Annotated in this window: 9 protein-coding genes; 6 read left to right on the forward strand and 3 right to left on the reverse strand. The window is 36.8% G+C overall.

Features of this window, described 5'->3' with window-relative positions:
* Positions 1 to 6: 6 nt before the first annotated feature.
* On the forward strand, positions 7 to 3,054 hold the full coding sequence (locus LPC09_RS05605; protein ID WP_231309181.1) for a beta-galactosidase, LacZ type: 3,048 nt from the start codon (positions 7 to 9) through the stop codon (positions 3,052 to 3,054).
* Between the two features lie 828 nt (positions 3,055 to 3,882).
* Complete coding sequence (locus LPC09_RS05610; protein ID WP_231309182.1) at positions 3,883 to 6,111, forward strand: alpha-galactosidase; 2,229 nt, start codon at positions 3,883 to 3,885, stop codon at positions 6,109 to 6,111.
* Between the two features lie 57 nt (positions 6,112 to 6,168).
* Here the strand turns inward: LPC09_RS05610 and LPC09_RS05615 are convergent, their stop codons facing one another.
* Together LPC09_RS05615 and LPC09_RS05620 are read right to left on the reverse strand one after the other, a co-directional pair.
* Complete coding sequence (locus LPC09_RS05615) at positions 6,169 to 6,408, reverse strand: stage VI sporulation protein F (protein ID WP_231309183.1); 240 nt, start codon at positions 6,406 to 6,408, stop codon at positions 6,169 to 6,171.
* Between the two features lie 33 nt (positions 6,409 to 6,441).
* Positions 6,442 to 7,500 carry an LLM class flavin-dependent oxidoreductase gene (locus tag LPC09_RS05620; RefSeq protein ID WP_098796498.1) on the reverse strand — a complete coding sequence of 353 codons (1,059 nt, stop codon included), beginning with the start codon at positions 7,498 to 7,500 and terminating at the stop codon, positions 6,442 to 6,444.
* A gap of 189 nt (positions 7,501 to 7,689) precedes the next feature.
* Here LPC09_RS05620 and LPC09_RS05625 point away from each other — a divergent pair, with 189 nt between their 5' ends.
* The 3 genes from LPC09_RS05625 (at position 7,690) to bglB (ending at position 10,365) form a co-directional block, all read left to right on the forward strand.
* Positions 7,690 to 8,013 carry a hypothetical protein gene (locus LPC09_RS05625; RefSeq protein WP_098796481.1) on the forward strand — a complete coding sequence of 108 codons (324 nt, stop codon included), beginning with the start codon at positions 7,690 to 7,692 and terminating at the stop codon, positions 8,011 to 8,013.
* A 319-nt stretch (positions 8,014 to 8,332) separates the two neighbouring features.
* Positions 8,333 to 8,890 (forward strand): thioredoxin family protein, encoded by a 558-nt coding sequence (locus LPC09_RS05630; protein ID WP_098796480.1) that lies wholly within the window; start codon positions 8,333 to 8,335, stop codon positions 8,888 to 8,890.
* A gap of 371 nt (positions 8,891 to 9,261) precedes the next feature.
* Positions 9,262 to 10,365: a beta-galactosidase BglB gene (gene bglB, locus LPC09_RS05635; protein WP_098796479.1), complete on the forward strand. Its 1,104-nt coding sequence runs from the start codon at positions 9,262 to 9,264 to the stop codon at positions 10,363 to 10,365.
* A gap of 247 nt (positions 10,366 to 10,612) precedes the next feature.
* Here bglB and LPC09_RS05640 read toward each other — a convergent pair whose 3' ends face one another.
* Positions 10,613 to 11,494 (reverse strand): LysR family transcriptional regulator, encoded by an 882-nt coding sequence (locus LPC09_RS05640; protein ID WP_098796478.1) that lies wholly within the window; start codon positions 11,492 to 11,494, stop codon positions 10,613 to 10,615.
* Between the two features lie 183 nt (positions 11,495 to 11,677).
* Between LPC09_RS05640 and LPC09_RS05645 the strand changes: the two genes are divergently transcribed.
* Entirely contained in the window at positions 11,678 to 13,399 is a 1,722-nt protein-coding gene (locus LPC09_RS05645) for a SulP family inorganic anion transporter (RefSeq protein ID WP_098796477.1), read from the forward strand.
* Positions 13,400 to 13,440 lie beyond the last annotated feature (41 nt).

Below are 13,440 nucleotides of genomic sequence, written 5' to 3' on the forward strand. Positions count from 1 at the left end.
TTGGAAATGAGGACGAATCCAGATATAAATTGGTTAACAGATGTAAATACGTTTGCCGTAAATCGACTACCGGCACACTCTAGTCATGTGTATTACGAAACAATGGAAGAGGCGAAGGGGTCTGTTCCAATGGCGATGAGAAAAAGTTTAAATGGAAATTGGAAGTTTCATTATGCGATCAATCCAAGCACACGTCCTGAACGGTTCTATCATGCTAATTTTGACTGTAGGAGCTGGAGTGATATTAAGGTTCCAGGTCATATTCAATTACAAGGCTATGGTAAACCGCAATATGTTAATACGATGTACCCTTGGGACGGAATCAATGAGATACGCCCACCTGAAATTCCGATGGATAAAAATGCAGTTGGAAGCTATGTTAAGACTTTTCATGTACCTGACAATATGAAAGGAAGCCCTGTTTTTATCTCGTTTCAAGGTGTTGAATCTGCTTTTTATGTTTGGCTAAATGGCGATTTTATCGGATACAGCGAAGACAGCTTTACACCTGCTGAGTTTGAATTAACTCCTTTTTTACAGGAAGGGGAAAATAAGCTTGCGGTTGAGGTGTACCAAAGAAGTACAGGAAGCTGGCTTGAGGATCAGGATTTCTGGCGGTTTTCGGGAATTTTCCGTGAGGTCTACTTGTACACTGTGCCGAAAATGCATGTATATGATGCCTATGTTCATGCAGATCTTGATGAAACCTATACAAAGGGAACGCTGAAGGTTGATCTTCAATTAAGTTCACCTGCTGCTGCTGGTTCAAAGGTTTTCGCTGAATTAGTGGATAAAAAGGGAGAATTTGTTGGATCAACTAGTGTTGATTTAAATGGAGAAAAACTGACGTTTACGATGAATGTTGAGTCACCAGAATTGTGGAGTGCAGAAAATCCTTATTTGTATAAGCTTTATATTCAACTTATTGATGAAACAGGAGAGATCGTTGAAGTTGTTCCGCAAAAGCTTGGCTTTAGACGATTTGAACTTGTTGATAAAGTGATGAAGCTAAATGGTAAGCGTATTGTTTTTAAAGGAGTAAACCGCCATGAGTTTCATCATCGAACAGGACGTGCTATTACAAAGGAAGATATGCTTTGGGATATAAAAACATTAAAGCAAAATAACATCAATGCAGTCCGCACATCACATTATCCAAACCAAAGCTACTGGTATGAATTATGTGATGAATATGGTGTTTACGTGATTGATGAAATGAACTTGGAAACACATGGTTCATGGCAAAAGATGGGTGCTGTTGAACCTTCCTGGAATATCCCGGGAAATAAACCAGAATGGCAGGACATTGTGTTAGATCGGGCAATATCAATGTTCCAACGAGATAAAAATCATCCTTCTATCCTTATCTGGTCATGTGGAAATGAGTCATATGCAGGTGAAGTGATTCTGAATGTAACGAAATACTTTAAATCTGTTGATTCTAGTAGACTCGTTCACTATGAAGGTGTGTTCTACGACCGTACTTACAATGATACTAGTGACATGGAAAGCCGCATGTATGCAAAGCCGGCAGATATCGAGGAGTATTTAACAAACAACCCAGAAAAACCGTATATAAGCTGCGAATATATGCATGCGATGGGAAATTCTTTAGGCGGTATGAATTACTACACAGAATTAGAGGATAAATACCCGATGTATCAAGGTGGATTCATTTGGGATTATATGGACCAATCTCTTGTCCAAAAAGATCGTTATGGAAATGAGTTTTTAGCTTATGGCGGAGACTTTGGAGACCGCCCAACAGATTACGGCTTCTGTACGAATGGAATTGTTTATGCTGATAGAAAGCTTTCTCCTAAGATGCAGGAAGTTAAATTTTTATATCAAAATATTAAGCTTGAAGCAGATGAAACAGGTGTAACGATTAAGAATAAGAATGTGTTTAAAGATACCTCAGATTATTTGTTAAAGTACACTCTTTTTCTTGAGGGGGAGAAGGTGTGTGAAAAAACAGATGAGGTGAACGTATTACAGCAAAGTGAACAGCGATTGAATATTGCTTGGTGTGATGAGAATCTTGTGAACAAATTTGGTGAGTATTATGTTCAAGTTGCTTTTCTATTAAAAGAAAAAACAGATTGGGCAGAAGCGGGGCACGAGGTGGCATTCGGGAAATATGTTTTTGATAAAAAAGGTGATGATACCCTTCCGACCCAATCTGATGAGACTGTTAGATTGGTAGAAGGTGACGTTAACATCGGTGTTCATGGTAGAGATTTTAGCATCATTTTCTCAAAGCAAGTTGGGAGCTTAGTGTCTATTACTTATTCAGGTAAAGAAATGATTGCCTTCCCCCCTGCACCATTATTCTGGCGGGCAACCACAGACAATGATAGAGGGTATGCTCAAGCTTTTGTTTCAGGCTGCTGGTTATCGGCAAGTATGGCACGGAGATGTACAAAGGTTGAGCTATCAACTCATGAAAATACCGTTGTGGTCGCATTTACTTATAAGTTTTCCATTCATACAGATATTGAAGTAAACACGATTTATACGGTAAGTCCTAATGGAAGCATTCATGTAAAGTCATCGTACAAAGGAGTAGAAGGGTTACCACAGATGCCGATCTTTGCCTTATCCTTTAAGGTTCCAGCTCGCTATGATCACTTAGAATGGTATGCAATGGGACCGGAAGAAAACTATTCCGATCGAGCTCAAGGGGCAAGACTTGGTGTGTTTAAGAACACAGTAAAAGATAATATGGCTGCGTATTTGAAACCACAAGAATCTGGAAATCGTACAGGAGTCAGAAGAGTTCGGATAACAAATGAGGATGGCGAAGGACTGATGATCGCCGCAAAGGACACTCCAATTGAGTGCAATGTCTCACCGTATACAGCTTTTGAGCTTGAAAATGCACAGCATCATTATGAACTACCTAATGTACATTACACTGTGATCACCGTTGCCGGGAAGCAAATGGGTGTTGGTGGAGATGATAGCTGGGGTGCTCCTGTCCATGAGGAACATGTGATAAAAGCAAATAGAGATATGGAATTTGAATTTGTGATTCAGCGTGAAGGGATTTAACAGGGGTGAGCTTGAAATTCTTTTCAAGCTCACTTCGGTTTCGAAATAGGTGGGATTGGGACAGGAACCGGTAGATAGAATAGGCTACAGTCTCGATACAGGTAGAATCGGGACATAAACCGGTGGAAAGATCAGGGTATTGTCTCGATACAAGTAGAATCGGGACATAAACCGTCGGCTAGAACAGGCTACTGTCCCGATACAAGTAGAATCGGGACATAAACCGGTGGAAAGATCAGGGTATTGTCTCGATACAAGTAGAATCGGGACATAAACCGGTGGCTAGAACAGGCTACTGTCCCGATACAAGTAGAATCGGGACATAAACCGGTGGAAAGATCAGGGTATTGTCTCGATACAAGTAGAATCGGGACATAAACCGGTAGAAAGATCAGGGTATTGTCTCGATACAAGTAGAATCGGGACATAAACCGTCGGCTAGAACAGGCTACTGTCCCGATACAAGTAGAATCGGGACATAAACCGGTAGAAAGATCAGACTACAGTCTCGATACAGGCAGAATCGGGACAGAAACTGGTGGAAAGATCAAGCCATAGTCTCGATACAGGCAGAATCGGGACAGAAACTGGTGGAAAGATCAAGCCACAGTCTCGATACAGGCAGAATCGGGACAGAAACTGGTGGAAAGATCAAGCCACAGTCTTGATACAGGCAGAATCGGGACAGAACCCGTTGGAAAGATCAGAATACTGTCTCGAACTAGGCAAAACCAAAACCGGGACAGAAACTGTTCCCGAGACCAAAATCCATTCCCGATAACAAAGGTAATCAACCAATGAAAGACTGTCAATCAAAGGAGTTGAAACATGAACATTCATATAAACGATCAACTGCAACAATTTCACTTAACAAATGGTCAAATTAGTTATATTTTTCAAGTGTTAAAGAATGGTAGTCTGGGGCAGCTTTATTTTGGAAAGGCCCTTCGTCATCGTGAGGATTTTTCACATTTTCAGCGAAATGATCTTCCTACAGCCGCAAGCTGTCATTTTTATCAGGATGACCCAGCTTTTTCTCTTGAAACAACACGTCAAGAATTTCCGGTACCAGGTAAAGGGGATTTTCGGGAGGCTGCAATTGAGGTTGTTGATTCTGAAGGCAGACTTGGAAATTTATTTGCATACCAAGGATATGAGATAGTAAAAGGAAAGCCAAAATTAACAGGACTACCTGCTACATATGCTGGAGAAGAAGAAGCTACGACACTTATTGTGACACTAGAAGATCACCGGGTAAGCGCAAGTCTTCAATTATTTTATACCGTTTTTCATCATTTGCCGGTTATTACCCGCACTGTAAAAATTGAGAATATAGGAGAACATACACTTTCATTAAATAAGCTCATGAGTTCATCTATTGATCTTCCAGACTCAGACTTTAAAATGGTGCATCTATCTGGAACATGGTCTAGAGAGCGACATATAAAAGAAAGAGAACTTGTACAAGGCATTTCTTCCGTCTCCAGTATTAGAGGAGCTAGCTCACATCATGATAACCCTTTTATTGCCTTAAAACGAGAAAATACAACAGAGTATCATAATGAAGTGTATGGATTTAATTTTGTGTATAGCAGTAATTTTCTAGCACAGGTTCAGGTTGATCATTATGAAACATCAAGAGTGATGTTGGGGATTCACCCACATCAATTTCAGTGGAATTTGAAGGAAAATGAAAGCTTTCAGGCGCCAGAAGTAGTGATTGTTTACTCTCATGAAGGGTTAAACGGGATGAGTCAGGCTTTTCATCAATTATATCGTCAGCATTTAATTCGCGATCCATGGAAACAAGGAGAAAGACCTGTTTTAATCAACAATTGGGAAGCAACTTATTTTGATTTTAATGAAGAAAAGTTAGTTCATATTGCGAAAAGTGCTAAGGATTTAGGAATTGAGTTATTTGTTTTAGATGATGGCTGGTTTGGAAAACGAAACGATGATACATCATCACTTGGAGATTGGTATGAGGATGAAGACAAACTTCCGAATGGCTTGGAGTCATTAGCAAGCAAGTTAAAGGAGTTGGATCTGAAGTTTGGTTTATGGTTTGAGCCAGAAATGATTAATCCGGTTAGTAAGCTGTATAAGGAACATCCTGATTGGATAGTAGGAAGACCCGGGGAGCACCTTGTCTTCGGAAGAAATCAACTTGTGTTGGATTTTTCAAGATCTGAAGTAGTGAACTATTTATATGAAAAAATGGCGGGTATCATCCGCAAAACAAAGCTTTCTTATATTAAATGGGATATGAATCGAAATATAACAGATGCCTACTCATCGGCCCTTAACCAAGAACAACAGGGTGAATTTTTCCATCGCTATATTTTAGGTGTTTATGATTTGTATGAAAGACTAACAACTGAATTTCCTGATGTTTTATTCGAATCTTGTGCGGGTGGTGGAGGCAGATTTGATCCAGGTATGCTTTATTACGCTCCACAAGCTTGGACAAGTGATGATACCGATGCAGTGGAACGTCTTAAAATTCAATACGGAACATCACTTGCCTATCCTATTTATAGTATGGGTTCACACGTTTCGGCTGTTCCAAATCATCAAACATTAAGAAAAACACCGATCGATACTAGAGCAAATACTGCCTATTTTGGTACATTTGGTTATGAGTTAAATCCACTTGAACTAAAAGAGGAAGAGCGGGAAATCATCAAAACTCAAGTTCAATTTTACAAAAATCATCGTAAACTGATTCGAGATGGAGACTTTTATCGACTTCAAAGTCCGTTTGAAGAAAACGAAACAGCATGGATGATCGTTTCAAAAGATAGGAAGGAAGCGTTGGTTGGATGGTATAAAGTCCTTGCGACGGCGAATCCAAAGAAGCAACAGGTGCTGCCTTTAAAAGGACTTGATGTTAACTTGTTGTATGAAGTGAATGGAGAAAAAGCCTATTATGGTGATGAACTAGTTTATCGAGGTTTACCTTTGCCTATTGAATTTAATGGCGTAAACGGAAAATTGGCTGAACGGGGCGGAGATTATCAGTCAGCAGTGTTTTATTTAAATGGAAGGGAGAAATAAAACGAAATAAGTGACCCCTTCACACAGAATAAACAAGGAAGCAGAAAGAAGAAGTTCCTATGAATTTCTTCTTTTTCTGCTGTTATACATCTTTGAATCGTTCTGAAAAGATTCATAGGTTTGAATAATCAAGTTTTCCGTTTTCTTTGATATCGGTTTTTTGGCAGTCTGAGATACTTTTCGAATAAAGGTTCGAAGCTCTTGTTCCTTTTGGAAATCCGTTTGTTTGAAAAATTCCATCATTTTAACAAGATCGTTCACCGTTAATCCTGTTCTTTTTTCAATTTCATCAAACATGAGCATACCTCCTGACAATTCCTTGATACCATTCTATTTCTTTGTTTCCCTTCTTATTACAGGTGCTACTTCAGTGGCTAAGCGTTCAATGTTTTCAACCACAGTTTTAAAAGGCATTCCTCCAATATCAATTTGCGCCATAAAACGCTGATGTCCAAAAAGTTCATATTGATGTAAAATTTTTTCGATAATTTGTTGTGAGCTTCCCACAAATAGTGATCCTTTCTCACTGGTTATCTTTTCAAAATCATTTCTTAGCCATTCCTGATTTGAATTCATTGATCTCCAATAGCTTGAATGATAGGGAAAGAATTCTTTTTTTGCTTTTTCAGCTGTTTGTGAAAGGTAGGCGTGTCCGCTAACTGCTACTTTAATCTCTGTAGGAGACACTCCATATTTATCTGCTTCTTTTCGATAGATATCTACAAGCTCTTTATAGACCCGATAATCTTTTCCAAAGGTAACGACAACTAATCCGGTACCTAATCTTCCCGCACGTGCAGCACTTTGCGGTGTACTACCAACACCAACCCATAACGGAAGTTTATCTTGAAATGACCGTGGAACAATATCTGCATGTTGCAGAGGAGAGCGGAACTTCCCCTCCCACGTTACATTTTTTTCTTTATTCAACTTTTGGAATAGGATAATATTTTCCTCGAATAATTCATCATAATTTTTTATATCATATCCAAAGAGAGGAAATGATTCCAAGTAGGCTCCTCGACCGGCAATGATTTCGGCACGGCCGTTTGATAAAAGATCAAGTGTTGAAAAATCTTCATATAAACGAACAGGATCGTTGGTATTAAAGACTGTGGTTGCGGTTGTTAGTTTTATTCTCTTGGTTACGCGAGAAATCGAAGACAATACAACAGAAGGAGATGACACTGCATAATCAAATCGATGGTGCTCACCTAAACCAAAAACTTCAAGTCCTGCCTCATCTGCAAGCTTTGCGGCTTCAATGATTTCTTCGATTCGCTGCTTAGCACTGATCGTTACTCCTGTATAGGGATTAGGACGTAAATCTGCTAAAGAATAAATTCCAAGTTCCATTCCATGAGAGTGAACAGTTTCATCATCCTTCATAATTCTCCCTCCAACATTTTCATACATAAGCTTCGTGCACTCCTTGTTTAGTTTATGTACAAATGTCATAAGTTGTAATTTGATTTATTATAAATAATCAATTGCCTATGTCTAGAAATCTTTTTTATCCCTTATTAATATATAGGGTGGTATAATCAGTTTAAGAACATAGGAAAGGAGGAGAGGAATATGGAAGAGATTTTAAGGCAAATGTTAAACGAAATAAAAGAAATGCGTGTAGATATAAATGAATTGAGAAAAGACACAAATGAATTGAAGAAAGATACCAGAGAGTTAAGAAAAGATACAAATGAATTAAAGAAAGATACTTATGAATTGCGGGAAGGTCAGAAAAGACTAGAAGCTGGCCAAGAAAAGTTGCAAAAAAACCTTGTTGATAGTTTAGGCCTATATACTGATAAGATTGTTGATTATGTTGATGATCGAACAGAAGTATTAAACAAAAGAGTCTATAAAGTAGAATCTGAAATAGAAAAAATGAGTAGACAGTAATAGTAAAAATCTTCACTTGTGAATCGATATGCCGTTCTATTTACGAATCACAATTCTACAACTTCTACGTATACCCTCATGAATAATTCCCTAGAAATAGATGCTTCATCTAAATCACTAATTGAATTTTAACTATAACAGGACACCCGAAAAGATTTTCAGGGCTTGTTTTTTGGCTTATTCTTAGTACGCAGTCCAGCCCGCGTCAGCTGCGATCACTTGACCATTTATGAAACTTTGGATAAATTCGCACCAATTTTTGCATTTAAAATAATTCGGGCTTAATATGATGATATAAAGACGTAAAAGAGGTGTTTTCATGAAAACAGAAGAACAGTATTTTAGAGAAGGCAAGTCAATTCAACAATATATGGAGGATATGGGCAATTTAAGAGAGGAAAGCTTCAATGTTTATCAATCCTTCCAACTACCAGAAGATGGGTTTGGCAACGAATTAGCAAAGCATTCACTACACTTTTTAATTATTACAGAAGATTGGTGTGGTGATGCTATGATGATTAATCCTGTGATACGAAAGCTGGCTGAGGCTTCAGATATTGAGGTTCGTGTTACATTAAGAGATGCTGATACAGAACTTATTGACCGACATTTAACAAATGGTGGACGAGCGATACCGATTGTTTTAATTTTGAATGATGAAGGTACACTAATTGGAAAATGGGGTCCTCGTGCACCAGAAGTTCAGCAGATTGTAGATGATCTCAGAGCTACACTTCCAGCAAAGGATGATCCTTCTTTTCCGGAAAAACAAAAAGAAATGATTTCATCATTACAAAGACGGTATAAAGAGGAACAAGCACTTTGGCTGTATGTTTATCAAAGTTTTAAGAAAACCCTATTATCAGTTTTAAATTAAAGTACAATTCTTTTTATTACATATAAAACTTACAAATAACTACCAAAGTAATTTTGGTAGTTATTTTTTTATTTTCCTAAAAATATAAAAATGTTGATGTTGTTGTGATAAAACTGGTTTCAGCGTTTTTTAGTAATCTAGCAAAACATAATAAAAGAAACCCTATTGACCACAAGTCATTAATTTTTTATAATGAAAGTGGAAATAAACGAACAAAAGTGGCACTAAATAAACATAATAAATAAAAAAGAAACGTTGAATAACAGAGAAACAAAAGGTTATGACCAATCAAAGAGAACTTTAAATGAAATTGAAAACGTTTTATCTTTTTGAGATTTAAAGCTATTACAATAATTTTTGGAGGGATTACAATGACTCAAAAACAAGCTTTTCTAGAGAAAACTGAGATTATTAACTACATAGATGTATTGATGGATAATCTTTCACAAATAAAAGATAATACAGGTGAATTTTTATTAAACTTTGATGGTTTAGTTGTTGATGATAAGAGCTGGAATGTTTGGAACTGGCCGCAAGGTGTTGGGTTGTATGGAATCTTTAAATATTGGAAACTAACAAATAGTCAGAAGGCATTAACTATAATGACCGATTGGTTTCAAGCTAGATTTGAAGAAGGGGTACCACCAAAAAATGTGAATACAATGGCTCCTCTATTAACGCTAGCGTTTCTATATGAAGAAACGAAGGATCAGACATTTGTTCCTTATTTAGAAAATTGGGCAGAGTGGGTTATGCATGATATGCCACGAACTGAGGAAAACGGTCTTCAACATATGACATACGGCCCTGAAAATAAAAATCAGCTATGGGATGACACCTTGATGATGACGGTTTTGCCTTTGGCCAAGATCGGAAGACTTTTCAATAAACAAGAATATATTGAAGAAGCGAAAAGACAATTTTTAATTCATATAAAGTATTTAAGTGATCGTAAAACAGGATTATGGTTTCACGGCTGGACTTTTGAAGAAAACCATCATTATGCAGAAGCATTATGGGGAAGAGGGAACTGCTGGATTACCATTGCCATTCCGGAATTTATCGAAATTCTTGATTTAAAAGAGGGAGATTTCTTAAGAGAATATCTTCTTGATACATTAAAAAGACAAATTGAAGCATTAGCTGAATATCAAGATGAAAGCGGATTATGGCATACATTAATCAATGACAAAACATCTTATTTAGAAGCTTCTGCAACAGCTGGCTTTGCTTATGGCATTTTGAAGTCTGTTCATAAACGATATATTGGTCAAGAATATAGAGAAACAGCTTACAAAGCAATTCGTGGAATTGTGAAGGAAATTAATGATGAAGGTGCTTTGCAAAAGGTATCAGTTGGAACAGGTATGGGTGATACATTAGAGTTTTATAAAGAAATCAAAACGACAACAATGCCATACGGACAATCGTTAGCTGTTTTAAGTTTATCTCAATTTTTATATGAATTTTTCTAAAAAGTTTACTCTTTGAATAATAGATTTGGCTAGTGGCGGAGTAAGCGGCTTTCAGCACAAAAGATGATAACTAGTTTAGACAGCTTTTAAGATAAGCTTGTTTTTGCCTAATTTGTTTGGGTTGTAGAAGCAATAAAAAGGCAACAAATCTATTATCAGATTTGTTGCCTTTTTATTGCTTACAAGAAATTATGTATTACAGAGATTGTGGATTGTACTTTGACATCCAGCTCCAGTACTTTTGTTCTTAATGCTGAATAAACTCTACAAATTGAGAAACACCTTCTCGATGAAACCGCTGCGGCTTTTTAACGAGCCATAAGCTTCTTTCAATATGTACATCTTTAATTTTTATTTCTTGTAAATAGCCTTGTTCTAATTCTCTGGCAACAGTTAGTTTAGAAAGTATGCTAATTCCAAGACCTGACTCAACGGCACTTTTTATGGCTTGTGTGCTACCGATTTCCATATAACTATTTATCTTTTCCAAAATTCCATACTCTTTCAGGGCATTTTCTGCGATGAGTCTTGTTCCAGAAATTGATTCACGCCAAATCATTTTTTCATTTGCTAATTCCTCAATTTGAATTTCAGATCGGTCCTTCCATGGGTGATCAGGTGAGCAAACGAGGATGAGTTCATCATTGGCAAATTTCTCAACAATTAGATGTTTATCTTCAACAATTCCTTCAACTAATGCAATATCTATCACATCGTTCGTTAAATCCTCTAACACACTTGGTGTGTTTCGAATCGTTAAGGTTACTTTTATTTCTGGTGCATGTTTTTTAAATCGACCAAGTAAACTTGGTAATAGAAACTCACCAATTGTCAGAGAAGCACCTACCCTAAGATTTGAATTATACTCTCCGGTAGCCTGAAGGATCACTTCTTTAGATCTATCAAAATCATTAATAATGGCTTTGGCAAAAGGATAGAGCATTTTCCCTGTTTCTGTAACTATAAGCTTTCCTTCTGTCCGATCAAATAATAAAGTACCATAAAAATTCTCTAATTGGCGGATTTGTCTTGTCACAGCCGGCTGAGACACAAAGCTTAATCTTGCTGCTTGACTAATGCTTCCTTCATCAACGACTAAGCAAAACATTTTCAGGTTTTCTATATTCATACATACCCTCCCAATTAGACATTTTTATCTTATCTTTATATAATACCCTAGGTCGGCTTATCAGGAAAATAAACTAGCTATAACAATCTGTTATATGCTATGCATTTGTTGCAATATGCCTCCGTGAAAAAGCGTGTTATCGTATAGATAAGAAGAACTTTAAAAGTAAAGGAAATGGTAAAGATGACCATTAAAAAATATATACCACCAGGCTTAGAACAACCATATAACAAAAGTCTAATGATGAAAGATTTGATTGCAGGCTTAACCTTATTTGTGATGCTCGTTCCTCAAGGTATGGCATATGCGATGTTAGCTGGTTTACCACCCGTTATGGGGTTATATGCTTCAACCATTCCTTTAATTATTTATGCATTATTTGCCTCTTCAAGGCATTTATCGGTTGGACCAACAGCCATAACTTCTTTACTTGTTTTTTCAGGAATATCAAGCATAAGTGAGCCAGGGTCACAGGATTATATCACGCTTGTTATTTTATTGGCACTTATGGTGGGGACGATTCAATGTTTACTAGGAGTATTACGACTGGGTTTTATTGTGAAATTTATCTCACCATCTGTGCTGGGTGGCTATACTTCAGCCGCAGCTATCATCATTGGTCTAAGTCAGTTAAAGCATCTGATTGGAATCGATCTTGGTACGTATTTTCAAGCCCATCATTTACTAATTGGAATAGGTAGGGAATTGACGAACTTACATGGGATGACTGTTCTCTTAGGAGTAAGTAGTATCATTTTCTTAGTTATTCTCAAAAAAATAAACTCTCGTTTTCCAGCTGCTCTTGTCTTAATTCTGTTGTCTTCACTTAGTGTGTACATTTTTTCATTACAAGAAAAAGGTGTTCAGATTGTTGGTACGGTGCCAAATGGATTTCCGTCTCTTTCATTGCCAACGATTTCATTAGAAAGTGTGAAGCAATTAATTATACCAGCAGTCATCATTGCTTTGCTTGGCTTTATGGAGTCATTGGCAATAGGAAAAACAATTGCGGATAAAGAAAAATATAAACTTAACCCAAATCGCGAGTTAAAGGCATTAGGTTTAGCTAATATGCTAGGTTCGTTGTTTCAGATTTTCCCTGTTAATGGAAGCTTTTCAAGAAGTGCAGTGAATCATCAAAGTGGTGGCGTTACGCAATTAGTGTCAATTTTCACTAGTTTGTTTATGATCATTACATTGATGTTATTTACCTCTTATTTTTATTATTTGCCGAGTGCAGTTCTAGCTGCGATTATTATCGTTGCCGTCTATAAATTAATTGATATTGAACAAGCAAAATTCTTGTTCAATGTAAGATCAATAGATGGATGGAGCTGGATTGTCACCTTTTTTGTCACCTTATTTGTTGGAATTCAGTGGGGAATTTTAGTTGGTGCTATTTTTAATTTCTGTTTGTTGTTAGCAAGAATAACAAGGCCAAATATTATTGAAATGGGATATCTTGAAAAGGAACAAATATTTCGTGATATAAAGAGATTTCCTCAAGCGACAACACTTGAAGATTTAATTATGATTCGAGTTGATTCTTCCATTCACTTTGCAAACATTTCTTATTTGGAAGAAAAGATCAGGGAGTTTCTTTATTTAAAGCCTCTGGCTAACATGATTATTATCGATTTTTCTGGAGTTAATGATATGGACACTCCATCGTTTGAGGTAATAGAAGACTTGAAGGAACAACTAAAAAAGGAAAAAGATATTAGCATGTTCTTTGTCGGAATGAAGGGGACTGTTAGAGAAACAGCAAATAAATTAGGCTGGGATCGTAAATTTAATGAAGAAATGAATTATTATACGATTGAAAAATTACTTGAAAATAAGAAAATAAAGGTATCAACTTCTTCTGATAAAAACCATCAAACGCCGTATATGTATTATATTTAAAAGGTGAGTAGCAAAATGTATTATTTGCTACTCACCTTTTT

The sequence above is a fragment of the Metabacillus sp. B2-18 genome, from assembly GCF_021117275.1.
Taxonomy (GTDB): Bacteria; Bacillota; Bacilli; order Bacillales; family Bacillaceae; genus Metabacillus.